This is a genomic window from Geopseudomonas aromaticivorans (genome assembly GCF_019097855.1).
GTDB classification, from domain to species: Bacteria; Pseudomonadota; Gammaproteobacteria; order Pseudomonadales; family Pseudomonadaceae; genus Geopseudomonas; species Geopseudomonas aromaticivorans.
In genome coordinates, this window is sequence record NZ_JAHRGL010000018.1 from 55,694 (window position 1) to 76,217 (window position 20,524).

The 20,524-nt window shown below is 67.1% G+C and carries 26 protein-coding genes and 1 pseudogene; 12 read left to right on the forward strand and 15 right to left on the reverse strand.

Features of this window, described 5'->3' with window-relative positions; translation table 11 throughout:
* Positions 1 to 55: 55 nt before the first annotated feature.
* Positions 56 to 1,060: a tRNA dihydrouridine(20/20a) synthase DusA gene (gene dusA / locus KRX52_RS07965; protein WP_217681204.1), complete on the reverse strand. Its 1,005-nt coding sequence runs from the start codon at positions 1,058 to 1,060 to the stop codon at positions 56 to 58.
* A gap of 119 nt (positions 1,061 to 1,179) precedes the next feature.
* Here dusA and KRX52_RS07970 point away from each other — a divergent pair, with 119 nt between their 5' ends.
* Entirely contained in the window at positions 1,180 to 2,334 is a 1,155-nt protein-coding gene (locus tag KRX52_RS07970) for a site-specific integrase (RefSeq protein WP_217681205.1), read from the forward strand.
* On the opposite strand, the gene KRX52_RS07975 is transcribed toward KRX52_RS07970, so the two are convergent.
* Positions 2,314 to 2,484, reverse strand: a complete 171-nt coding sequence (locus KRX52_RS07975; RefSeq protein WP_217681206.1) for a pyocin activator PrtN family protein — start codon at positions 2,482 to 2,484, stop codon at positions 2,314 to 2,316. The two genes, KRX52_RS07970 and KRX52_RS07975, sit on opposite strands and share 21 nt — an antisense overlap.
* Before the next feature lie 180 nt (positions 2,485 to 2,664).
* On the reverse strand, positions 2,665 to 2,871 hold the full coding sequence (locus tag KRX52_RS07980; protein WP_217681239.1) for a hypothetical protein: 207 nt from the start codon (positions 2,869 to 2,871) through the stop codon (positions 2,665 to 2,667).
* On the opposite strand from KRX52_RS07980, the gene KRX52_RS07985 reads away from it, so the two are divergent.
* Positions 2,851 to 3,387: a glycoside hydrolase family 19 protein gene (locus KRX52_RS07985; protein WP_217681240.1), complete on the forward strand. Its 537-nt coding sequence runs from the start codon at positions 2,851 to 2,853 to the stop codon at positions 3,385 to 3,387. The two genes, KRX52_RS07980 and KRX52_RS07985, sit on opposite strands and share 21 nt — an antisense overlap.
* Positions 3,388 to 3,418: 31 nt before the next feature.
* On the forward strand, positions 3,419 to 3,877 hold the full coding sequence (locus tag KRX52_RS07990; protein WP_217681207.1) for a lysis system i-spanin subunit Rz: 459 nt from the start codon (positions 3,419 to 3,421) through the stop codon (positions 3,875 to 3,877).
* On the opposite strand, the gene KRX52_RS07995 is transcribed toward KRX52_RS07990, so the two are convergent.
* Both KRX52_RS07995 and KRX52_RS08000 read right to left on the reverse strand, forming a co-directional pair.
* A complete protein-coding gene (locus KRX52_RS07995; protein WP_217681208.1) occupies positions 3,867 to 4,088 on the reverse strand; it encodes a hypothetical protein in 222 nt (73 codons plus the stop codon). The two genes, KRX52_RS07990 and KRX52_RS07995, sit on opposite strands and share 11 nt — an antisense overlap.
* Before the next feature lie 169 nt (positions 4,089 to 4,257).
* Positions 4,258 to 4,956: an SOS response-associated peptidase family protein gene (locus KRX52_RS08000; RefSeq protein ID WP_217681236.1), complete on the reverse strand. Its 699-nt coding sequence runs from the start codon at positions 4,954 to 4,956 to the stop codon at positions 4,258 to 4,260.
* Positions 4,957 to 5,119: 163 nt separating this feature from the next.
* Here KRX52_RS08000 and KRX52_RS08005 point away from each other — a divergent pair, with 163 nt between their 5' ends.
* Both KRX52_RS08005 and KRX52_RS08010 read left to right on the forward strand, forming a co-directional pair.
* Complete coding sequence (locus KRX52_RS08005) at positions 5,120 to 5,434, forward strand: type II toxin-antitoxin system RelE/ParE family toxin (protein WP_217681209.1); 315 nt, start codon at positions 5,120 to 5,122, stop codon at positions 5,432 to 5,434.
* Positions 5,427 to 5,708, forward strand: coding sequence for a helix-turn-helix domain-containing protein (locus KRX52_RS08010; protein WP_217681210.1), 282 nt, complete (start codon positions 5,427 to 5,429; stop codon positions 5,706 to 5,708). The genes KRX52_RS08005 and KRX52_RS08010 overlap by 8 nt, the downstream gene beginning before the upstream one ends.
* A 57-nt stretch (positions 5,709 to 5,765) precedes the next feature.
* On the opposite strand, the gene KRX52_RS08015 is transcribed toward KRX52_RS08010, so the two are convergent.
* A complete protein-coding gene (locus KRX52_RS08015) occupies positions 5,766 to 6,164 on the reverse strand; it encodes a hypothetical protein (RefSeq protein WP_217681211.1) in 399 nt (132 codons plus the stop codon).
* On the opposite strand from KRX52_RS08015, the gene KRX52_RS08020 reads away from it, so the two are divergent.
* The 5 genes and pseudogenes from KRX52_RS08020 (at position 6,154) to KRX52_RS08035 (ending at position 8,485) form a co-directional block, all read left to right on the forward strand.
* Positions 6,154 to 6,381: an alpha/beta fold hydrolase gene (locus tag KRX52_RS08020; RefSeq protein ID WP_254797459.1), complete on the forward strand. Its 228-nt coding sequence runs from the start codon at positions 6,154 to 6,156 to the stop codon at positions 6,379 to 6,381. The genes KRX52_RS08015 and KRX52_RS08020 overlap by 11 nt on opposite strands.
* Positions 6,382 to 6,435: 54 nt before the next feature.
* A pseudogene (locus KRX52_RS20710) lies at positions 6,436 to 6,674 on the forward strand (helix-hairpin-helix domain-containing protein).
* 516 nt (positions 6,675 to 7,190) lie between these two features.
* Positions 7,191 to 7,805, forward strand: a complete 615-nt coding sequence (locus KRX52_RS08025) for an alpha/beta fold hydrolase (protein WP_217681212.1) — start codon at positions 7,191 to 7,193, stop codon at positions 7,803 to 7,805.
* Between the two features lie 70 nt (positions 7,806 to 7,875).
* Positions 7,876 to 8,166, forward strand: a complete 291-nt coding sequence (locus KRX52_RS08030; RefSeq protein WP_302850353.1) for a type II toxin-antitoxin system RelE/ParE family toxin — start codon at positions 7,876 to 7,878, stop codon at positions 8,164 to 8,166.
* Between the two features lie 10 nt (positions 8,167 to 8,176).
* The gene (locus KRX52_RS08035) at positions 8,177 to 8,485 is read left to right on the forward strand and encodes a HigA family addiction module antitoxin (protein WP_217681213.1); all 309 of its coding nucleotides are present in this window, start codon (positions 8,177 to 8,179) and stop codon (positions 8,483 to 8,485) included.
* A 668-nt stretch (positions 8,486 to 9,153) separates the two neighbouring features.
* On the opposite strand, the gene KRX52_RS08040 is transcribed toward KRX52_RS08035, so the two are convergent.
* Entirely contained in the window at positions 9,154 to 9,891 is a 738-nt protein-coding gene (locus KRX52_RS08040) for a hypothetical protein (protein WP_217681214.1), read from the reverse strand.
* Between the two features lie 146 nt (positions 9,892 to 10,037).
* Here KRX52_RS08040 and KRX52_RS08045 point away from each other — a divergent pair, with 146 nt between their 5' ends.
* Positions 10,038 to 10,373: a hypothetical protein gene (locus KRX52_RS08045; RefSeq protein ID WP_217681215.1), complete on the forward strand. Its 336-nt coding sequence runs from the start codon at positions 10,038 to 10,040 to the stop codon at positions 10,371 to 10,373.
* Between the two features lie 136 nt (positions 10,374 to 10,509).
* Here the strand turns inward: KRX52_RS08045 and KRX52_RS08050 are convergent, their stop codons facing one another.
* The 6 genes from KRX52_RS08050 to KRX52_RS08075 all read right to left on the reverse strand — a co-directional run bounded on the left by KRX52_RS08050 (position 10,510) and on the right by KRX52_RS08075 (position 16,636).
* Positions 10,510 to 11,835 (reverse strand): MFS transporter, encoded by a 1,326-nt coding sequence (locus KRX52_RS08050; protein ID WP_217681216.1) that lies wholly within the window; start codon positions 11,833 to 11,835, stop codon positions 10,510 to 10,512.
* 142 nt (positions 11,836 to 11,977) lie between these two features.
* Positions 11,978 to 13,009: a 4-hydroxy-2-oxovalerate aldolase gene (dmpG, locus tag KRX52_RS08055; RefSeq protein WP_217681217.1), complete on the reverse strand. Its 1,032-nt coding sequence runs from the start codon at positions 13,007 to 13,009 to the stop codon at positions 11,978 to 11,980.
* A gap of 10 nt (positions 13,010 to 13,019) precedes the next feature.
* On the reverse strand, positions 13,020 to 13,940 hold the full coding sequence (locus KRX52_RS08060; protein WP_217681218.1) for an acetaldehyde dehydrogenase (acetylating): 921 nt from the start codon (positions 13,938 to 13,940) through the stop codon (positions 13,020 to 13,022).
* Positions 13,941 to 13,966: 26 nt separating this feature from the next.
* Positions 13,967 to 14,758 (reverse strand): fumarylacetoacetate hydrolase family protein, encoded by a 792-nt coding sequence (locus KRX52_RS08065; RefSeq protein ID WP_217681219.1) that lies wholly within the window; start codon positions 14,756 to 14,758, stop codon positions 13,967 to 13,969.
* Between the two features lie 79 nt (positions 14,759 to 14,837).
* Entirely contained in the window at positions 14,838 to 15,611 is a 774-nt protein-coding gene (locus tag KRX52_RS08070; protein WP_217681220.1) for a glucose 1-dehydrogenase, read from the reverse strand.
* A gap of 44 nt (positions 15,612 to 15,655) precedes the next feature.
* Positions 15,656 to 16,636: a flavin reductase gene (locus KRX52_RS08075; protein ID WP_217681221.1), complete on the reverse strand. Its 981-nt coding sequence runs from the start codon at positions 16,634 to 16,636 to the stop codon at positions 15,656 to 15,658.
* Between the two features lie 161 nt (positions 16,637 to 16,797).
* Between KRX52_RS08075 and KRX52_RS08080 the strand changes: the two genes are divergently transcribed.
* Positions 16,798 to 18,231 carry a coniferyl aldehyde dehydrogenase gene (locus KRX52_RS08080; protein WP_217681222.1) on the forward strand — a complete coding sequence of 478 codons (1,434 nt, stop codon included), beginning with the start codon at positions 16,798 to 16,800 and terminating at the stop codon, positions 18,229 to 18,231.
* Between the two features lie 138 nt (positions 18,232 to 18,369).
* On the opposite strand, the gene KRX52_RS08085 is transcribed toward KRX52_RS08080, so the two are convergent.
* Entirely contained in the window at positions 18,370 to 19,332 is a 963-nt protein-coding gene (locus tag KRX52_RS08085) for a quinone oxidoreductase family protein (RefSeq protein WP_217681223.1), read from the reverse strand.
* Between the two features lie 137 nt (positions 19,333 to 19,469).
* Positions 19,470 to 20,246, reverse strand: a complete 777-nt coding sequence (locus KRX52_RS08090; protein WP_217681224.1) for an AraC family transcriptional regulator — start codon at positions 20,244 to 20,246, stop codon at positions 19,470 to 19,472.
* Between the last annotated feature and the right edge of the window lie 278 nt (positions 20,247 to 20,524).

Genomic DNA, 20,524 nt, shown 5'->3' on the forward strand with positions numbered 1-20,524 from the left:
TGTCGTTACAGATCATCCGACATTAACCGAGCGGAGCCCCCCACTCAATGGCCTTTCAGTGGCTGCCAAGCAGCTCGATGGCTCGATCGAACACGCCGAGCGGATCGTCGCTCTTGTGCACATCCACCGACAGCACCTGGCGGAAGCGCCGCGCACCGGCAAAGCCCTGGGCCAGGCCGAGGATGTGGCGGGTGATGTGGTGCATCGCGCCGCCCTCGGCCAGATGCCGCTCGATGTACGGACGCAGCTGACGCATCACCTCGCCGCGAGTCGGCACTGGGCGCTCGACGCCGAACAGCTCCTGGTCGACGCGCGCCAGCAGGTAGGGGTTGTGGTAGGCCTCGCGGCCCAGCATCACGCCGTCGAAGGTCTCAAGGTGCAGCTGGCACTCTTCGAGGGTCTTGATCCCGCCATTGAGCACGAACTCCAGCTCAGGGAAATCGCGCTTGAGCTGCGCCGCCACCTCGTAACGCAGCGGCGGCACCTCGCGGTTCTCCTTGGGCGACAACCCCTCGAGAATGGCGATGCGCGCATGCACGGTGAAGCTGCGGCAACCGGCCTCGGCCACCACGCCGACGAAGTCGCACAGCTCGGCATAGCTGTCGCGACCATTGATGCCGATGCGGTGCTTGACCGTCACCGGAATGGCTACCGCATCCAACATCGCCTTCACGCAGTCAGCTACCAGCGCCGGATGCCCCATCAGACAGGCGCCGATCATGTTGCTCTGCACCCGGTCGCTGGGGCAGCCGACGTTGAGGTTAACCTCGTCGTAACCGGCTTCCTCGGCCATCCGCGCACAGGCCGCCAGCTCCGCCGGCACGCTGCCGCCGAGCTGCAGGGCCAGCGGATGCTCGGCTGGGTCATGGCCGAGATAGCGCTGGCGGTCGCCATGCAGCAGCGCCCCGGTGGTGACCATCTCGGTGTAGAGCAGCGCGTGTTGCGTGAGCAAGCGCAGGAAGAAGCGGCAGTGTCGATCGGTCCAATCCATCATCGGCGCAACGGAAAAGCGGCGGGACGGCTCAGGCCGCGTGGTTACTGGTGTTGCGCCTTGTTTCATGGGGTCTCCAGCGAGGGCGTTGCGGGTGCGTTTTGGGGCGTTTTTCGGCGGTTTCGGGGTGTTTTTCACAACGTACCAACCCGATTTCGCTTGTACCACCGCCAGGAGGGCGTACCGCCATGGCCACGATCAGAGTGCGCCAGAAGGCCGATGGATCGGTCAGCTACACCGCGCAAATACGGATCAAGAAAAACGGCGCGCAAGTCTATCAGGAGAGCCAGACCTTCGCCCGCCGCAAGGCCGCCGAGGCCTGGGCCAAGCGACGGGAGAGCGAACTGGCCGAGCCGGGCGCCATCGAGCGCGAGTCCCGCGCCGGCGTCACCCTCCGCGAGATGGTCGAGCGCTACCTCGACGAGCACGACAAGACCCGCCCCTTCGGCAAGACCAAGGAAGCCACCCTGCGCCGCGTTGCGGCCAGCCACCTGGGCGAGCTGAAGGATGACCAGATCACCAGCCAGGCGCTGGTCGACTTCGTCCAGTGGCGCATGAGCGAGGAGGGCGGCGGCGCCCAGCCGCAGACCGTCGGCAACGACCTCGCGCACCTCGGCGCGGTGCTGTCCATCGCCCGCCCGGCCTGGGGCTACGAAGTGGACGCCAACGCCATGGCCTACGCGCGGCGCGTGCTCAAGCGGCTGGGCCACAAGATGCGCAGCGGCGAGCGCGACCGGCGGCCGTCGCTCGACGAGCTGCACCGGCTCATGCAGCAGTTCGTCGCCGTGCTCGCCTTCCGCCCGTCCTCGATGGCCATGCCCAAGGTCTTCGCCTTCGCGCTGTTCTCCGCCCGCCGGCAGGACGGGATCGTCCGCATCCGCTGGGAAGACCTCGACGAAGCCCGCCAGCGCGTCATGGTCCGCGACATGAAGAACCCCGTCGACAAGTGGGGCAACGACGTCTGGTGCCACCTGCCCGACGAGGCCATGGCCATCGTCCGCAGCATGCCCCGCACCTTCGAAGAGATCATCCCCTACACCGTGGACGCCATCCAGGGCGCCTGGTCGCGCGCCTGCGAGGCCAGCGAGATCGAGGGCCTGAACTTCCACGACCTGCGCCACGAAGGCGTCAGCCGGCTGTTCGAGATGGGCTGGGACATTCCCAAGGTGGCCAGCGTGTCCGGCCACCGGAACTGGAACGCGATGCGCCGCTACACGCACCTGCACGGGCACGGCGACAAGTACGCCGGCTGGGAATGGCTACCGAAGGTCCTGGCCATGCCAGTGACCTACGGCGCCTGGGTGGGGAGAAAGAAGCGGCTGCTAGGCGCGCCGGCGGTTTAACTGCTCGCACTCCTTCACGGCCGCGGCCCGCTGCGCGTCGATGTAGTTCGCCAGATCGTCGATATGCACGCCCCGCGGCGCCTTGTTGCTCGGCTCGATGCGCGTGATCGGCAACCTGATCTTGCCCTCCAGCACCTTGCGCTCGAGCATCGCCGGCCTTCCGGGTGGCCAGCAGGCCGCTCCAGGTGGCGGCCGCCAGCTCCAGCTCACGGGCGCAGCGGTGCAGCAGCGGGGCGTGGAGGTCGTTCAGCACCTGCGCGTCGGCCAGCTTCAGCGACTGCATCTCGTAGGCCTCGCGGGCGTTTTGAAGCTCGCGGGCGTGGCGGTCCTTCATCTGGCGCAGCTGCTGCGGGCGGCCGATTCGTTCAGCTCGTCCTCGTACTTCTCTTCGGCGGCATCGAAGCCGGTGCGATAGCCGTGGGCGTTGCCGCGCTGCCAGCCGGTGTTGCGGCCTGCCCAGTACGGGAGGCCCATCGCGGCGAGCTGGCAGAAGGTGAGGGCGATCAGAATGGCGATTTGCTCGGTGGTCAGATCCATGCTTGCTGTGCTCCTTATCGAGCCCAGGTCGGCCACGAGTCCGGCCACCTGCGCCGGCTGGCCGAGAACCTCAACCACAGCGCCGAGGGGCTGACCAACACCCGGCCGAGCCGCTTCCGTGGTCACGGCGGTCGCCCCAACGAGCTGGCCGGGCGCATCGCCCGGCGTCCGCGTGACATCGCCAACGTGGTCTACGCGGATCGGATGGGCAACGGCCCTACAGCCAGCGACGACGGTTGGCTGTACCGCGGGCGCGGGCTGATCCAGCTCACCGGGCGCGACAACTATCGCGACTGCGCAAAAGGCATCGGCCAGCCGCTCGAGGACTGCCCCGACATGTTGGCGATCCCCGAGTGGACGACCCTGTCCGCCGCCTTGTACTGGTCGCGGCACGAACTCAACGAGCTGGCCGATGCCGGTCGTTTCGAGGCGATCACCCGAAAGGTCAACGGAGGAACCCACGGCCAGGCCGAGCGCCTCGCGCTGTGGAAGGCCGGGCGCGAGGTGCTGGCATGAGCATCGCCACCCTGCGCCCCATCCTGCTCTGTTGATCGGCATTTGCATCGGCTGGGTGATCAACGGCTGGAGGATGGGCGTCGAGCTGTCCGATCTGCGCGCCGACCACGCCCAGCAGCTCGAGCGCATCGCTGCGGCGCAGGCTGCCGCCATCGGCGAGCAGCAGCAGATCCGCGATCGGCTCATGCAGCAGCTGGCCGCCATCGACCAACAACGCTACCAGGAGCTGACCCATGCCCAAGAAAATGCCGACCGCCTTGCTGCTGATCTCGCTGCTGCTCGCCAGCGGCTGCGGGTCCGTATCGACCCGGCCAGTTGCAGTGGAATGCCCGACACCACCGGCGCCGCCGGCCTGGACGATGGAGCCGGAGCCCAAGCAGACCTACACCCAGCAGTTGCAGCAGGTGTTGTCCGAGTGACGGGCAGGGCGGATCAGTGCCGGGCGCGGCTCACGGCGCTGCAGGAGTGGGCTCGCGCTGTCAGTCGCTAGAAACTTTCAGTTTGGTCCAGCCGCGAGAGCTGAGGAATCGGCCGCTATTACCGAACAGGGCGAAGCGCGTCGCGCGCCATGCCGCCTTGATCATGCTGCAGTCCATACTGTGGATCTTGCGGTACGCCCACTTCCAGCGCTTGAGCAGTGAGGGCGACTGTTGGCTTGAGGATGAGTGGGTCTCGGTTTGCGAAGTCTTGGCGCTTTGCATATTGGTCCCTGAAATTCCATATATGGGATGCACGAAGTGTGATGAGGATTCGTCCTTGCGAGATAACTATGTCACATTTTGTGTCTTGCATGAAAGTGATCTGACATTGACGCGCTCATGCCGGTTTTCTGCTCTTGGGGCCCCCAGTGCTGTGGGAGCGTCTGACGTTTTATGGCGAGCCATGGTCAGGAGAAATGAGCCTTACCCCCTCGCTCCGCACGTTCCCCATCTCCCGCCCCACCGCATACCACTCGAACGCCCCCTCCGGCAGCCCGAGATGCAGGATCTCCTCAGCCTCCGGCGGCGATACCGCCGGATCCAGCCACAGCCGCGCCTCGTCCGGCCCCAGCACCAGCGGCCGCCGGTCGTGAATCTCCGCCATCCCGCTCACGCTCGCCATCGTGATCGTCGCGAAGCCATCCCCCTCCTGAACCTCCCGGTCATGCCGAGGCAGGTGGCCGACGGCTGGGAAGAACAGCGGCCCGCCGCCGCGCAAGCGGAAGTAGTAGGGCTGCTTGTGCTTCGGGCTGGCCGGGTCCGGCTTCCACTCGTACCAGCCATCCGCCGGCACCAGCGCCCGGCCTCCCTTCCAAGCCTCCCGCCAGAAAGATCCCGTCGCCACCTTCTCGACCCGGGCGTTGATCGCCGGCGGGCGAGGGCCGGTCGCCCAGGGCGGCGCATAGCCCCACGGCACCGGCTCCAGTCGCAGCCCTTCCTCTTCCTGATGCATCAGCAGCACCCGCGTGCGCGGCGCCACGTTGTAGCGGCCGACCGGCTCCGGGTTAAAGCCGCCAACCACTGGCAGCTCGATCTGCAGCGCCTCCAGATACTCGACTGCAGTCAGGGACTGCACGAATCGCCCGCACATGGCTATCTCCATCTGCTCGCCTGCACCCAGACTAGACCCGGCAGACAAGCCAGTGATGTACCGTTGGGCAGCCCTCTTGGCAGGCACCCTGGCGATGCGTATGGCAGGTGGATTGGGACGTGCGGCGCTTGCTGGATATACGGCAGCGCCGTATCCTTGCACCATGTACACCGTCATCGAAACCGAAATCTTCAAGCGTTACGCCGAGTCGATCTGGGAAGACGGTGAGCGAGAGGCCTTCATCGTCTGGCTGGCTGCCAACCCGCTGGCCGGCGATGTGATCCCCGGCAGCGGCGGCCTGCGCAAGGTGCGTTGGTCCCGCTCCGGCATGGGCAAGCGCGGCGGCACCCGCGTCATCTACTACAACACCCTTCCGGAAGGGCATATCTGGTTGCTCATCGCCTACACCAAGGCCAAGTTCGACAACCTGCCCACCGCCTTCCTGAAGCAACTGAAAGAGGCCATCAGCGATGGATAAAGAACTCGAGCAATTCCAGGCCGACCTGCTCCAGTCCGTCTGCCAGATGAAAGCCGGCAAGGCCGCGCGCACTACCGAGGTCAAGCTCACCCCGGCTGCCGAAGCGCGCGCCAAAGTCGGCCTGTCGCAGAACGCCTTCGCCGATCTGCTCGGCGTCAGCCTGCGCACCGTGCAGGACTGGGAGCAGGGCCGCCGGCAACCCACTGGCGCCGCGCAGACCCTCCTGCGCGTAGCCGCCCAGCACCCCGAGGCGCTGCGCGACATTCACGCCTGACCCCAAACCAAAGCGCCCCCGCCAACCCGGCAGGGGCGCTTTTTTCACGCTCGCACCTCAGCCCCGCCCCGGCCTCTTCGCCCCCTCAAACCGCTCGATCCGGCGGTGGTCGTGGTCGAAATGGTCCACCATCTGCCGGGCGTGGCCGGCCATGAAGCGCATGGTCATGTCCAGGCGCTTGGCCAGCGAGCGCAGGGGACGCAGCTCGTACAGCGGGCCGTCCACCCGGTAGCCGTCCCCGGTGAGCTGCTTCAGCAGCGCCTCGGTGGGCGAGTACTCGCTCATCAGCACGTCGCCCGTGGTCACCGTCAGCTCGGCGCTGTTCGGGTTGTCGTGGCGGAACTGGTGCGGGTTGCGCGCCTTCCAGTCCTCGATCGGGAAGTCGATCGCCAGCCGGCCGAGCACCTTCGGCGCCTCCGGTTCCAGCAGCTCGCCCTCCAGCACGATGCGCGCCACCAGGCTCACCGCCTCGGTGAACTGCTCCGGGGCGATTCACCTCTTCCTCCCCGGCGCCTCCGACAACACCGAGTTCTGGCGCCCGGCCGCCGAGCGCCTTGCCCACCCGGCGCAGCAGGTGCATATCGGCTGGCCCGGCTTCGGCAGCACGCCTCCCGACCCGAACGTGACCGGCATGGTCGATCTGGTGGCCCGCGTGCTGCCGGAGATAGACTAGGCCACCGCACGGGCGGCCCCGCCCTTCAAGCGTCATGTATCTATGGAGAGATTCATGCCTTTTTCACCGGAAGAACGTAAGGCCCTGCTGGGCGTAAAGGGCGTCGGCCCCACGGTAGTGGCCCGCCTTGAGCAGATGGGTTTGAGTCGCTTGACCAGTTGACCGAGGCGAATGCGCTGGACATCGTTTCCCAGGCCTCGGCTATCGTCGGCTCCACCTGCTGGAAGAACAGCCCACAAGCGCGTGCGGCCATTCAGGCCGCAATTGAATTGGCGCAGTCGCGCCATGACTGACTATTTCTTCGGCCAGGCCGCCCCGGTGCCACGCAGCTTGCGCTCTGCTGAATTTGCCCGTCAGGCCGCATTATGAAGCGCGCGCTCATACTGCTTGAGTTCGTATGCCTTTTCGGCTCGGCCATTGCGGTCTTGTGCTTCGGGACTCTCTTTGTGGGAGTAATGCTGCTGGCCGATGGCAGCGAGAACGGAAGCGAATGGTTGGTGGGAGCGGTTGTCGTTGTGTGTGGCAGCTGGGGTGTGGTCTCGGTGGTAAACCTTGTTTTCCACCTGATCGCAGATCGGCACTGGCCGGGAAAGCCCGTTCAACTGCTCGGGCTTTGGCTGGGGGGGGCCTGCTGCGTCGGTGTACTCATGGTCCAGGCCAGTCCTTTAGGCCTCGTATTCGTCGCCCCGATCGCAGCGACGATCCATTTCGTTGTTCTGGCAAGGCGCCGAGCAGCTTCCTGACGCTTCAGCGAGTAGGGCAGGATACTCGCAGCGTATCCGCCATCCAGCATCCTCAAGGATTGAGCCGTGATCCCATCCCCCAGCAAGCTCCTGTTCCTCCCCGGCGCCTCCGGCAACACCGAGTTCTGGCGCCCGGCCGCCGAGCGCCTCGCCCATCCGGCGCAGCAGGTCCATATCGGCTGGCCCGGATTCGGCAGCACGCTGCCTGACCCGAGCGTGACCGGCATGGCCGATCTAGTGGCCCGCGTGCTGCCGGAGATCGACCAGCCTACCGCGCTGGTGGCGCAGTCCATGGGCGGCATCGTCGCGGTGTGCGCGGCGCTGGAACGGCCCGAGCAGGTCACCCATCTGGTACTGACCGTCACCTCGGGCGGGGTGGACATGTCCGCCCTGGGCGCGCAGGACTGGCGCCCGGACTTCGCCGCCGCCAACCCGAACCTGCCGCGCTGGTTCCTCGACGACCGCACCGATCTCACCGTCCGGCTGGCCGAGCTGCACATGCCCGTGCTGCTGCTCTGGGGCGACGCCGACCCGATCAGCCCCGTCCGCGTCGGCCAGCGCCTCGCCGAACTCCTGCCCCGCGCCGAGCTGCACGTCTTCCCCTACGCCGGCCACGACCTGGGCTTTACCCATGCGGTGGAGGTGGCGGGGTTGATCGACAGGCATCTGGCGAGGGGCTGACCGGCATGATCGGTCTGGCGAATGCCATTCGGCTGGCTAACATTGCTCGTTAGTAACGCATGGCGTTACCATGCCTGCCATGGCGATCAATTCATTCAAGTGCCGCGATACCGAAAGCCTGTTCGGCGGTGATTGCGTGCGGCGTTTCGTGAACATCGAGGCCGTCGCCATGCGCAAGCTGGCGATGCTGAACCGTGCCGGGCGCCTGGACGATCTGCGAGTGCCGCCCGGCAACCGGCTGGAGGCGCTCAAGGGCGACCGGCTTGGGCAGTACAGCATCCGCATCAACGACCAGTGGCGAGTGTGCTTTCGCTGGTCGGATGCCGGCGCGGACGATGTTGAAATCGTGGACTACCACTGAGGAGGTGAGCATGCGCGAAGTAGCCTACCCACATCCGGGCGAGATTTTGCTCGAGGAGTTCCTCAAGCCGATGGGGATCACCCAGTACCGGCTGGCCAAGGAGATCGGCGTGCCGCAGCGGCGTATTGGCGAGATCGTGGCCGGCAAACGCTCCGTGACCGCCGACACTGGCCTGCGTCTGGCGCGCTTCTTCGGTATGTCGGAAGACTTCTGGATCGGTCTGCAATCGGACTACGACCGCGAGATGACCAAGGACGCAATCGCCGCGACGCTGGCGAAGATCCGCCCGTGGGCCGAGACTCATCCGGCACACGCATGAAGCCGTGCACAGCATGAATTACAGCGGTAATCGGGTCGCTTCGAGAAAGTTGGTGGTACAAAAATGGTACAGACCGAAAACTGTTCCTCTACAGCCCTTTATCCATGAGGGCTCTGCTTTCAGTCGGGACGATCCATCATCGGCGCTATACTGAAGCGTCTGCTTGTAAGATATTGATTTGTAATGCTTTTTGTCAAATCTGGAAGTCCGTAAAAAGCGGGTGTGCAGATCAGCGGTGCACACAAGGTGCACATGGGGTACATGAGGGCGGCATTATACAGGTGCCGTAGGGAGCACGCCGGGCGTGCTTCCTGCGGGTTCACAGCAGAGTTGTCCGGGCAGCCAGGTGAGGAAGGCTTCGGAGGGCATCAAGGCTCTTCTGGTGGAGGGGGAATCATGTCGCTGAGCCTCCTCAGGGAGGCTCTGAAAAAGTCGTCATACCGCGTAAGCGGGAGCCACGTGCCCTCTGGATTCCCGCCTACGCGGGCGTGACGATAATTGACTTTTTCAGATGGCATGGATGCCTCCCGCTGACAGCGGGCCAACCAGAGCAGCGTAGACCGAAGAGAGTGGGCACATCCGTCATCTGCCGCAGGCTGTAGCGCGGATGGTGGCTGGATCGTGGTTCAGCGAGGCGGGCAGGCGTGCCTGCCCGCAGAAGGAGGGAGTCAGCGCGTGCTATTCCTGGCCAGCCTGTCAAGGGTATCCACGCTCTTGCCCAGGTACAGGCTGGCGCTGCGCGCGACCACCTGTTGCTCGCTGGCATTCAGGCGCTGGCGGACGAAGCTGTAGTTCTGCCAGACCTCCTTCAGCTCGCGGCCGGCGCCGGGCAGCTGCTGTGCCAGGCCCGCGTGGGTCGTGCCGATGCGCTGGTCGATTTCGTTGAAGCTGTTTTCATTGACCTCGAACGAGTAGATGCCGGTGCGGCTGAACGCTTGGCTCTCGTAGAGCAGCAGCATGCGGCTGATGTCCAGGCTCAGCTGGTGCAGGGCCGCCAGGCTGGCCGGCGGCTCGCCGGATGCCTGATAGCCCGCGGCGACTCGCTTGTCGAGGTCGCCCTGGGCGCGTAGCACCGGATTGAGCCAGAGGCTGTATTCTGTGCGGGTGTTCTCGGGCTTCTGCTCCAGCTGGCCGATGGCCGCCTTCATGTCGCCCAGCGCGGCGCCCAGTTCGGGCTGCATAGCGACGAGCCGCTCGAGTTCGGCGAGGTTGCGTCGGTAAGCCTCGCGCGCCTCGGGATAGAACGCACCCGCAGGATCCATGTTGTTGTAGTAGACGAGCAGGTTGGCGCAGAGCAGAAAGCTCTGACTGCGGATTTCGTGCAGCCGTTGCGCGGCGTCCGAATCGGCTCGCGCTGGGCCACAAAGAATGAATAAGAGCAGTGCAAGAATAATCCTGTTCTTCATGTTGTTATCCGTGGGTGCGAATTGGTGGTAGTTGCAGGGAAACCTGTTGCCGTCGCGCCCGTGCTGGCGAGAACCCGTCGGCCTTCTGGATTCCCTCCTGCGCGGTAATGACGACTGTTTGGCCGGGCATGGAAACGGGCTGAAGTTTGCTGGCTAACCAGATAATTCTCGGCAGTCCCTTGCCTGACGAAGTTGCCATTAGAACTGCAGTCCGCTGCGACGCCATAGTCTGGACAGACGATGATCAAACTGCCGGCGGCAATAGAATCGGAGGCAGAAACAGCGAATCCATGTGTGCTGCAACTGGTGGAATGCTCGCGATGAAAATAGAAAAACAAACGCTGATTCTGCTGATGTTGTTCACCTCGCTGGCCGGGCTGATGGTATTCCTGGTTATGCACGACCCCTATGCCGAACGATCCCGCAACGAAGTCATGAACCTGATCCTGCCACTTATGAATGGTGTGCCGTTCTTCAACTGACGATTTCCTCCCGTGGTTTTCCCACACCTGCACTGAGCCACTGGCGGCACTCCTGCAAAGGGTGCCGCATTTTTTTTGCGCGTACTGCGCTGCGGAGGCACGGGACTGCCGGAGTACCGCAGCTGGCCAGTTGCTATCAGCCTTCGCCGAGCGCCGTCACCAGTGGCGTCTGTGCCCCCCGCCGGGACAGCCCGTACACCCGCAGCAGCAACAGCACCGGCACTATCACCGCCAGGCTGCACGCCAGCAGGGCGTAGCGCAGCGACTCCTGGCCGAACGCCGGTTGCAGCAGGTCGCTGAGCATGCCGGTGGCCAACGGGCCGAGGCCGACGCCGAGGATGGTGGAGAGCATGGTCTGCATGGCCATCGCGGTGCCGCGCCGGTCGGCGGCGACCAGCTGGGTGATCAGGGTGTAGGAGGGCGCCACCCACCAAACGCTGAAGAAGCAGGACAGCGCGCACCAGAGCATCGCCGTCGGCACCGCCAGCGCGCCGAACTGCACCAGGGTGCCGGCCGGCCAGAGCAGGTAGGCGGTGAGCGCCAGGGCGCCGATCAGGTTGCCGAGCAGCGGAATGCCGATCAGCCACAGGCGGTTGCGCTGCGCCAGGTGGTCGGTCAGCCAGCCGCTGCACAGGGTGCCGACGCCGGCCACGCCGCCGCCGACCAGGCCGGCGAGCAGCCCGGCCTGCTGCAGCGACAGGCCGTGGGAGCGCACTAGGAAGCTGGCGTTCCACATGGCGAGGGCGTAGCCGCTCAGGGTGCAGAAGCCGCCGGCGATGAGCATGCAGCGCAGCGCCGGTTCGCGCCACAGCTCCAGCGCGGTGCGCAGCAGGCCCTGCGGTGAGGCCGGCACATGACTGATCTCCCAGCGGCCGCGCTGCGGCTCGCGCACGCTCACGGCCAGCAGCGCGGCGATCAGCAGCCCCGGCAGTCCGATGAGGATGAAGGTGGTGCGCCAGCCGTGGGTTTCCACCAGCCAGGCGCCGACGGACAGGCCGAGCAGCGCGGCGAAGGTCGGCGCGGCGGTGAAGCAGCTGATGGCGAACGAGCGCCGATGCGGCGGGTAGAGGTCGGCGATCAGCGAGAAGGCGGTCGGCGTCGCCGGCGCCTCGGCGGTCGCCACCGCCATGCGCGCCAGGATCAACAGCAGGAAGCCGCCGGCCAGGCCGCAGGCCATGGTCGCCAGCGCCCACAGCAGGCAGGACGCGGCGAGCAGGCGGGTGCGCGGCAGGCGGTCGGCCAGGCGCCCGGCCGGCAGGCCGAGCACCGCGTAGACGGCGGCGAAGGCGAGGCCCGAGATCAGCCCCATGGCGCTGTCGCTGGCGCCGAACTCCTGCTTGATCGGCTCGATCATCACCGCCAGGATCTGGCGGCCGACGAAGTTGTCGGCGTACATCAAAGCCAGCAGGAACAGCAGGCCGTGGCTGTGCCACAGGCCTGAGGAGGGGGTGGCGCGGGCCATGGCGGCTCCTTGGCGGCGGGATGAATCGTGGTGCGCAGGGCGCACCCTACTGAGGCGCGTCACGGTGCAGGCTCGTAGGGTGCGCCGCGCGCACCACAGGCGCAGCGGCGGTTTCCGGGTGCGCATGGCGCACCCTACGGGCTCAGACCGGCAGGCCGCGGGCGCGGGCCATGGTCATCGCGGTGTCCTCGATCATGTCCTCCTGGCCGCCGACCATGCCGCGCCGACCCATCTCGACGAGGATCTCGCGGGCCGACACGCCGTACTTCTTCTCGGCGCGCTTGGCGAACAGCAGGAACGAGCCGTAGACCCCGGCGTAGCCCATGGTCAGGGCGTCGCGGTCGCTGCGGATCGGGAAGTCCATGATCGGCACCACCCGGTCTTCGGCGACGTCCTGGATGCCGAACACGCTGACGCCGGTCTCGATGCCCATGCGGTCGCATACCGCGACGAGGATCTCCATCGGCGTGTTGCCGGCCCCGGCGCCGAGGCCGGCGCAGGCGGCGTCGATGCGGGTGGCACCGGCGCCGATGGCGGCGATGGAGTTGGACACGCCCATCGACAGGTTGTGGTGGCCGTGGAAGCCGATCTCGGTGGCCGGGTCGAGCACGTCGCGCAGCGCGGCGATCCGCGCGGCCACATCGTCCGGCAGCAGGTAGCCGGCCGAGTCGGTGATGTACACGCAGTTGGCGCCGTAGCTCTCCATCAGCTTGCCCTGCCTGGCCAGGCCCTCGGGGCTGTTCATGTGCGCCATCATCAGGAAGCCGACGGTGTCCATGCCCAGCTGGCGGGCGATGCTGATGTGCTGCTCGGAGACGTCCGCCTCGGTGCAGTGGGTGGCCACGCGGATGGTGGACACGCCTAGTTCGTGGGCCATGCGCAGGTGGTCGACGGTGCCGATGCCCGGCAGCAGCAGGGCAGAGACTTTCGCCTGCTTCATCAGCGGGATCACCGCCGACAGGTATTCCTCGTCGCTGTGCGCCGGGAAGCCGTAGTTCACCGAGCGCCCGCCGAGGCCGTCGCCGTGGGTGACTTCGATCAGCGGCACGCCGGCGGCGTCCAGGCCACTGGCGATGTCTTTCATCTGCTGCAGGCTGATCTGGTGGCGTTTGGGGTGCATGCCGTCGCGCAGGCACATGTCGTGGACGGTGATTTTCTTGCCGCGAAGATCCATGGTCGGCTCCTTAGGCGAGGGCGGGTTGCGGGGCGAGGGTCAGCTCGCCCTTGAGGATTTCCTCGGCGAACATCTCGGCGGTGCGCGCGGCGGCGGCGGTCATGATGTCGAGGTTGCCGGCGTACTTCGGCAGGTAGTCGCCGAGGCCCTCCACCTCCATGAAGATCGACACGCGGTTGCCGTCGAACACCGGGCCGTTCTTCAGCCGGTAGCCCGGCACGTACTGCTGCACCTGCTCGATCATCGCCAGGATGGCGGCGGTGATGGCCGCCTGGTCCGGTTCGGACTCGGTCAGGCAGTGCACGGTGTCGCGCATGATCAGCGGCGGCTCGGCCGGGTTGATGACGATGATCGCCTTGCCCTGCTTGGCGCCGCCGACCTTCTCGATGGCGCCGGCGGTGGTGCGGGTGAATTCGTCGATGTTCTTGCGGGTGCCCGGGCCGACCGACTTGGAGGCGGCGGTGGCGACGATCTCGGCATACTCCACCGGCTGCACGCTGGACACCGCGGCGACCAGCGGGATGGTGGCCTGGCCGCCGCAGGTGACCATGTTGACGTTCATCGCCCCGGCCTTGAGGTTGTGCTTGAGGTTGACCGGCGGCACGCAGTAGGGGCCGATGGCGGCCGGGGTCAGGTCGATCATCAGCACGCCCAGTTCGTTGAGCTTGCGGCTGTTCTCGGCATGCACGTAGGCGCTGGTGGCGTCGAAGGCGATCTGGATGTTGTCTTCCAGCACGTGCGGCAACAGGCCGTCGACGCCGTCGCTGGTGGTCTTCAGGCCCATCTCGCGGGCGCGGGCCAGGCCCTCGGAGGTGGCGTCGATGCCGACCATCCACACCGGCTCCAGCACCGGGCTGCGCTTGAGCTTGTAGAGCAGGTCGGTACCGATATTGCCCGGCCCGATCAGGGCACATCTGATCTTCTTGGTCATGGATTCGCTCTCGGTAAAGGGGGGCGTCAGGGCACGAAGCGCAGCGAGGCTTCGCCCAGGCCGCTGAGGGAGAGGTGGATGCTGTCGCCGGCGCCCACCGGCACCAGCGGGGCGAGGGCGCCGGAGAGGATCACCTCGCCCTTGCGGAACGGGATGCCCAGCTCGCCCAGGGTGTTGGCCAGCCAGGCCACCGCCGCGCAGGGATGACCCTGCACCGCGCTACCCAGGCCGCTACCGGCCGGCTCGCCGTTCTTGGTCATTTCCAGGCGCACGGCAGCCAGATCCAGCGTGCGCGGGTCGATGCGCTGTTCACCGAGAGCGAACACGCCGCAGGAGGCGTTGTCGGCCACGGTGTCCTGGATGCGGATCTTCCAGTCGGTGATACGCGAGTCGACGATCTCGAAGCACGGCACCACCCAGGCGCTGGCGGCCAGCACGTCCTCGGCGCTGATGCCGGGGCCGGTCAGGTCCTCGGCGAGGATGAAGGCGATCTCGCCCTCGGCGCGCGGCTGGATCAGGCGGTGCACGGCGAGGCTGACATCGCTGCCGTCGGCCACCTGCATACGGTCGGTGAGGAAGCCGAAGTCCGGCTGGTGGACGTTGAGCATGTCCTGCACGGCCTTGCTGGTGACGCCGATCTTCTTGCCGATCACCCGCTCGCCCTGCTGCTCGCGTTGCTGCAGGAAGCGCAGGGAGATGCGGTAGGCGTCGTCCAGGGTGATCTCCGGGTGGCGCTCGGTGAACGGCGTCAGGGTGCGCCGGTTGCGCAGGGCGGCGAACAGCTCGTCGCCGAGGGTGTCGATCAGGGATTCGTTCATGCGAGTGCCTTTATGTAGGGGCGAATTCATTCGCCTTGCCGGGGCATGTGGGCGAATAAATTCGCCCCTACAGCGTCTTTCAGCCCGGCCAGACGCTGTTCTCGGCGCCGCCGTCGACCTCGAGGATCTTGCCGGTCACCCAGCGCGACGCCGGGCTGGCCAGGTACAGGGCGGCGGCAGCGATGTCCTCGACCTCGCCGAGGCTGCCCAGCGGGGTGCCGGTCTCCATGGCGGCACGCATCTCGGCGGGCATCACCCGCTGCAGGGCGTCGGTGAGGATCGGCCCGGGGGCGATGCCGTTGACCCGCACCTGCGGGGCGAAGTCTTGGGCGAGCAGGCGGGTCATCTGGGTCAGCGCCGCCTTGGCGGTGCCGTAGGCGCTGAACTGGCGCTGGGCGTAGCGCGCGGCGCCCGAGGTGATGTTGATGACGTTGCCGCCGCCGGCCTCGCGCATGTGCGGCACGCACAGCTGGGTGAGGTGGTAGGCCGAGGTGACGTTGAAGCGCAGGATCTCCTCCAGACGCTCCGGAGTCAGGGTGAGCGGGTCGTTGGGGCCGGCGCCGCCGGCGTTGTTGACCAGGTGGGTGATGCGGCCGAACTGCTCGCGGGCGCTGGCGATCAGCGCCTCGCGCTGCGCGCCGTCGTTGACGTCGCAGGAAACGGCAATGGCGCGGCAGCCCAGGTTGCGGATCTCTTCGGCCACCGCCTCGACGTCGGCCAGGGTGCGCGCGGCGCAGACCACATCGGCACCGGTTTCGGCGTAGGCCAGGGCGATGGCGCGGCCGATGCCGCGGCCGGCGCCGGTGATCACGGCGACGCTGCCGTCGAGGTTGAAGCGCTGGAGAATGCTCATGCCGGAAGCTCCTTGTTGTTATCGATTGGGAATGGCCGGTGCGGTCAGCGTGCCGCCCACAGGTCGGGCAGGCCGGGATCGGTGGCGGCGACCAGGCGCTTGAGCAGCACCTTGAGCGCCATCACGTCGCCGGGCTCCATCTTGTCGGCGACCTCGCTCTCGACGGCCTTGGCCAAGGCGATCTCGTGCAGGGAGCGTTCGCGGCCGGCGGCGGTCAGCAGGTAGCGGCGCTCGCCGTTGGCGTCCTGCTCGCCGGCAATCAGGTCGCTGCGCTCAAGGTCGGCCAGCGTCTGCGCGCTCACTCGGTAGCCGGTGTAGCCGATGAAGGCGTTGATCTCGTCGATCGTCAGGTTGTCGCGGATGCACAGCACCGAGAGGATGAAGAACAGCTGCTCGTCGAGGCTCTGCGCGGCCAGCAGGCGGCGCAGGCTGTCGAGCATCTGGTAGTGGGCGCGGCCGAGCAGGTAGCCGAGCAGGTCCTCGGTGTAGCTGCACTCCGGCGGCGGGGTGGCGCCCAGGCGCAGCTCCTGGCGCGGCTTGCGTGCGGCCAGCGCGTACTGGCCGCTCTGGAAGGCCAGTGGCGGGCGCTCGCTGCTGTCGAAGGCGAGCACCTCGCCGACGAAGATCACATGGTCGCCGCCCTCGTACTGGAAGGCGGTGCGGCACTGGAAGCGCGCGGTGCAGCCGGGCAGCAGCGGCGCCGGGCCGATGCCGTCGTCCAGCTCGATGCCGGCGAACTTGTCGCTGCCCTGGGTGGCGAAGCGCCCGGACAGCGGCTCCTGCTCGGCGGCCAGCACGTGCACGTTCCAGTGCCGGCTCTCGCTGAACGCCGCCAGGCTGCGCGCGTTCTTGGCCAGGCTCCACAGCACCAGCGGCGGGTTGAGCGACACCGAGTTGAAGCTGTTGGCGGTGATGCCGACCGCCTCGCCCTCGGCGGTGCGGGTGGTGATGATGGTCACCCCGGTGGTAAAGGTGCCCAGTGCGGCGCGAAAGGCCTGCGGGTCGAAGGTAGCCGGAGCGTTCATGCTCTGCCTCGCTGGATCGGGGGTTATGGTGTAACGAGTATTCGCAGCGCAGGCGGGACGTGGCATCGTCTCTATGGACGAGGCGTCGCAGCTGCGGCCGTCGCCACTATCGCCGCAGGGCGCCGCACCGGCCGCCGCCGCAAGGATTTCGAGGAGGTTCGATGAGTTCCGTGATTACCACTGTCGAGGGGCTGGCCGCGCTGCTGGCTGCGCAGAAGTCCGCCTTCACCGCCGAAGGCGCGGTGGACGCCGCCGAACGGCGCCGGCGCATCCAGCAGGTGATCGACCTGCTGGTGGCCTGGCACAAGCCGCTGGCGGCGGCGATGGACGAGGACTTCGGCCACCGCCCGCAGGGCTTCTCGCTGATGAACGACGTGCTCGGCTCGCTGGCCTCGCTCAAGCACGCCCGCGACCACCTGGAAGACTGGATGCAGCCGCAGGAGCGCCAGCCGTTCGCGCCCTACGACCAGCTCGGCGCCAAGGCGCGGGTGCTCTACCAGCCCAAGGGCTCGGTGGGCATCATCGGCACCTGGAACGCGCCGCTGTTCACCCTGCTCAGCCCGCTGGCCTACGTGCTGGCTGCCGGTAACCGTGCGATCCTCAAGCCCTCTGAGATTGCCCCGCGCACCGCCGAGGTGCTGGCCGCCGCCTGCGCCGAGCACCTCGACCCACTGCTGGTCGGCGTAGCCGTCGGCGGGGTTGAGATGGCCGAAGGCATGACCCGCCAGCCGTTCGATCACCTGGTGTTCACCGGCAGCACCGCCGTCGGCAAGGCAGTGATGCGCAACGCCGCCGACAACCTGGTGCCGGTGACCCTGGAGCTGGGCGGCAAGTCACCGACCATCGTCTCGCGCAGCGCCGACCTGGCCACCGCCGCCTTCCGCATCGCTGCCGCCAAGGCCGCCAACGGCGGCCAGTTGTGCGTCAACCCGGACCTGATCTACGTGCCGCGCGAGCAGTTGGAAGCCTTCCTCGCCGAGCTGAAGGGTGCCTACGCCAGCCTGTTCCCGCAGGTGCAGGGCAACCCGGACGTGGTCGCGGTGGTCAACGCGCGCCATCTGGCGCGGGTCGAGGGGCTGGTCGAGGACGCCATCGCCGCCGGCGTGCGCGTCGAGTCGCTACCCGAGGCTTCGGCCGCCGATCCGCAGGACCGTCGCCGGCCGCTGCGCGTGGTGGTCGACCCGCCGGCCGATCGCCGCATCCAGCAGGAGGAAATCTTCGGCCCGGCCATGGTCCTGCTGCCCTACGACGCGATCGACGCGGTGCTCGCCGACATCAACGCCCGCCCGCGGCCGCTGGCGCTGTACTGGTTCGGCACGGACGAGGCCGAGCAGCAGCGCGTGCTCGAACATACCCTGTCCGGCGGAGTGACCATCAACGACGCGATGATGCACGCCGCCATGCAGGACGCGCCGTTCGGCGGCATCGGCGCCTCCGGCATGGGCCACTACCACGGCCGCGAAGGTTTCCTCGAATTCAGCCATGCGCGCACCGTGTTCGAGGCCGGCAGTTACGACCCGCGCCGCGAGTGGGGCCTGCTGCCGCCCTACGGCGAGCACTTCCTCGCGGCGATGGAGGCGCAGGTCACGCCTTAGCCCATAGGGTGGGAAACTGCCGGAGGCGTTTCCCACCATTGGCGCGGACCCGGTGGAAGATCGTTGCGCGAGTCTTCCACCCTACCTTCGCCGAGCAGCAGGTGGCGGTGGCTCTGCCGGGCCCGACTAGCTTGCCGGTCAGGGCAACAGGATGAACTTCACGCAACTGCCCGGCGTGTTGATCGTCGCATAGGCCTCGGGGCCGGCGCTCAGGGGCAGTTCCCTAAGCGCGGTGGGCGGAGTCAGCAGGCCCTGTTCGAACAGCTTGCCGAACTCTTCGAGCATGCGCGCGCAATCGGCCGGGCTGTAGAGCAGGGTGTTGACCCCGACCAGCGTGCCGCCGCGACGGTACAGGTTGAGTGCGGGCAGGTTGACCATGCCGTCCAGCGGCGCGGCGATGTAGGCGATGCGGCCGAAGGTGGCCAGAGCGCCGACGGCAGCCGGCAGCCAGAAGCCGGTGGTGTCGAAGATCACCTCGGCGCCGCCGGGGAATACCGCCTCGACCTGCGCGCCCAGCTGCTCGGCACTGCCCAGCAGCAGGCAGGGCGTGCCGTTATCCAGCATCTGTTCGCGCAACTGCGGATTGCGCACAGCCGCCAGTACTTCGGCACCGAGGGCCTTGGCCAGGCCGAGGGCAGCCGTGCCCACCGCACCGTTGGCACCGATCACCAGCACGCGGGTTCCCGGGCCGACCTGGCTGCGGGTGAGGGCATCCCAGGCGGTGGTGTAAGGCACGCCGAGGGCGGCTGCCTGGCTGAAACTCAGAGAGTCCGGTTTGAGTGCGACGCCATCGGCGGGCAGACAGATGTACTGCGCGTGGCTGCCATCGCGGCTGAAGCCGAGGCCCTTGCCGGTGCCCCACACGGCCTTGCCCAGAAGATGTTCGGGGCCTTCCACCACCACGCCGGCGAAGTCGCGGCCAGGCACGCGAGGCAGGGTGGTGTAGGGGAAGCGGCCGAGCACGTTCTTCACGTCACTGGGGTTGAGGCCTGCGGCCTGCACCTGCACCAACACCTCGCCGTCTTCGGGGGCGGGGCGGGGCAGTTCGACAGGGCGTAGGGTGGAGAGATCACCGGTGCTGGAGAATTGCAGAGCGTGCATGGAATGGTCCTTAACGACAGGCGAGACGGGCTGTCAGCGTCGGTGCCTGGCGGGGGCTGACGGGTTGAGCGCAGTGTATGGCTGATCAGCCGGGGTGTTCGGTCAAGGACTTCAGAATATCGGCCAGGTTATGGCGTTCAGGCCCCGAGACTGTCGCGGTACTCGCTGGGCGTCAGGCCCAGTTCGCGGCGGAACATGTCGCTGAAGCTGGCGGGGAGGTAGCCCAGCTCGCGAGCGATGCGCCCCACTGGCACGCCTTGGATCAGCGCGGCCGTGGCCGTGGCTAGTTGCACTTGGCGACGCCATTCGGCAAAGCCCATGCCGAGGTCGCGCAGCAACAGGCGCGACAGGGTACGCACGCTGGCGCCGGCTTCCTGCGCATGCTGCTCGAACGACACCTCCAGCGATGGCGCAGCCATCACTGCCTGGCACAGCTGCAGCAGGCGACGGTCGGCGCCATCGGGCAGGGGCACGCGTAGTTGCGAGCGGCGGGCGCGGCCCAGCTCAAGCACCGTCAGCTCGGTCAGGGCACTGTAGTAGGGTGCGTCGTTCTGCTGTTCCTGCTCGACCAGAGCCACGATCAGCTCGCGCAGCAGCGGGCGGACTTCGAATACCTGCACCTGACTGTCCAGCTCCCGGGCCAGCTGCGGGCTCAGGTAGATATTGCGCATCTGCAGCTCGGACACCACGCGGATGCCATGCGGCACGCCCGGCGGCAGCCATACACCGCGCTGGGGCGGCACCAGCAGCGCCTCGCCGGTTGTTTCCACCCACATGATGCCGGACACGGCATAGAGCAGCTGGCCCCACTCGTGCTGGTGCGGCTCGATGAACAGCCCACGCGGATAGCTGCGGGCCAGGGCGCGCAGCGGGATGCTGGTGTTGCTCAAGTTGGGGGGCGTGGCGCGGGCCATGGGAACCTGCTGTAGGATCGGCAGGCGCGATCTTAGCCCAGGCGCAGACTGAGCGGTAATAACCGGTCAGAGGCGACCTATGAAGCACTGGACTCTGGTTTGTAGCCATTTCAGCAGTTCGGGCAGGACTTTTCCGGAGATTCCCTAACCGTCCGCCTCTGGCCGATTTCAGTCAGTCGCCATGGGACGCGGGGGGGACTTCGACAGCATCCGGCAAGCGGGTGGCGTGGCGCGGCAGGACGGTGGAACCCGGCCCCCGCGCCATGCGTCCGAACCCG

Excerpts from the sequence above, each read along its gene's own strand:
- KRX52_RS08010 (WP_217681210.1), top strand. The coding sequence starts at position 5,427 with ATGGATAAAGAACTCGAGCAATTCCAGGCCGACCTGCTCCAGTCCGTC.
- KRX52_RS08080 (WP_217681222.1), top strand. The coding sequence starts at position 16,798 with ATGAGTTCCGTGATTACCACTGTCGAGGGGCTGGCCGCGCTGCTGGCT.
- dusA (WP_217681204.1), bottom strand. The coding sequence starts at position 1,060 with ATGAAACAAGGCGCAACACCAGTAACCACGCGGCCTGAGCCGTCCCGC.
- KRX52_RS07980 (WP_217681239.1), bottom strand. The coding sequence starts at position 2,871 with ATGGATCTGACCACCGAGCAAATCGCCATTCTGATCGCCCTCACCTTC.
- KRX52_RS07995 (WP_217681208.1), bottom strand. The coding sequence starts at position 4,088 with ATGCAAAGCGCCAAGACTTCGCAAACCGAGACCCACTCATCCTCAAGC.
- KRX52_RS08075 (WP_217681221.1), bottom strand. The coding sequence starts at position 16,636 with ATGAACGCTCCGGCTACCTTCGACCCGCAGGCCTTTCGCGCCGCACTG.
- dmpG (WP_217681217.1), bottom strand. The coding sequence starts at position 13,009 with ATGGATCTTCGCGGCAAGAAAATCACCGTCCACGACATGTGCCTGCGC.
- KRX52_RS08050 (WP_217681216.1), bottom strand. The coding sequence starts at position 11,835 with ATGGCCCGCGCCACCCCCTCCTCAGGCCTGTGGCACAGCCACGGCCTG.
- KRX52_RS08085 (WP_217681223.1), bottom strand. The coding sequence starts at position 19,332 with ATGCACGCTCTGCAATTCTCCAGCACCGGTGATCTCTCCACCCTACGC.
- KRX52_RS08040 (WP_217681214.1), bottom strand. The coding sequence starts at position 9,891 with ATGAAGAACAGGATTATTCTTGCACTGCTCTTATTCATTCTTTGTGGC.
- KRX52_RS08005 (WP_217681209.1), top strand. The coding sequence starts at position 5,120 with ATGTACACCGTCATCGAAACCGAAATCTTCAAGCGTTACGCCGAGTCG.
- KRX52_RS08020 (WP_254797459.1), top strand. The coding sequence starts at position 6,154 with ATGCGCGCCACCAGGCTCACCGCCTCGGTGAACTGCTCCGGGGCGATT.
- KRX52_RS07975 (WP_217681206.1), bottom strand. The coding sequence starts at position 2,484 with ATGCTCGAGCGCAAGGTGCTGGAGGGCAAGATCAGGTTGCCGATCACG.
- KRX52_RS08090 (WP_217681224.1), bottom strand. The coding sequence starts at position 20,246 with ATGGCCCGCGCCACGCCCCCCAACTTGAGCAACACCAGCATCCCGCTG.
- KRX52_RS08035 (WP_217681213.1), top strand. The coding sequence starts at position 8,177 with ATGCGCGAAGTAGCCTACCCACATCCGGGCGAGATTTTGCTCGAGGAG.
- KRX52_RS08060 (WP_217681218.1), bottom strand. The coding sequence starts at position 13,940 with ATGACCAAGAAGATCAGATGTGCCCTGATCGGGCCGGGCAATATCGGT.
- KRX52_RS08070 (WP_217681220.1), bottom strand. The coding sequence starts at position 15,611 with ATGAGCATTCTCCAGCGCTTCAACCTCGACGGCAGCGTCGCCGTGATC.
- KRX52_RS07970 (WP_217681205.1), top strand. The coding sequence starts at position 1,180 with ATGGCCACGATCAGAGTGCGCCAGAAGGCCGATGGATCGGTCAGCTAC.
- KRX52_RS08030 (WP_302850353.1), top strand. The coding sequence starts at position 7,876 with ATGCCTGCCATGGCGATCAATTCATTCAAGTGCCGCGATACCGAAAGC.
- KRX52_RS08000 (WP_217681236.1), bottom strand. The coding sequence starts at position 4,956 with ATGTGCGGGCGATTCGTGCAGTCCCTGACTGCAGTCGAGTATCTGGAG.
- KRX52_RS08065 (WP_217681219.1), bottom strand. The coding sequence starts at position 14,758 with ATGAACGAATCCCTGATCGACACCCTCGGCGACGAGCTGTTCGCCGCC.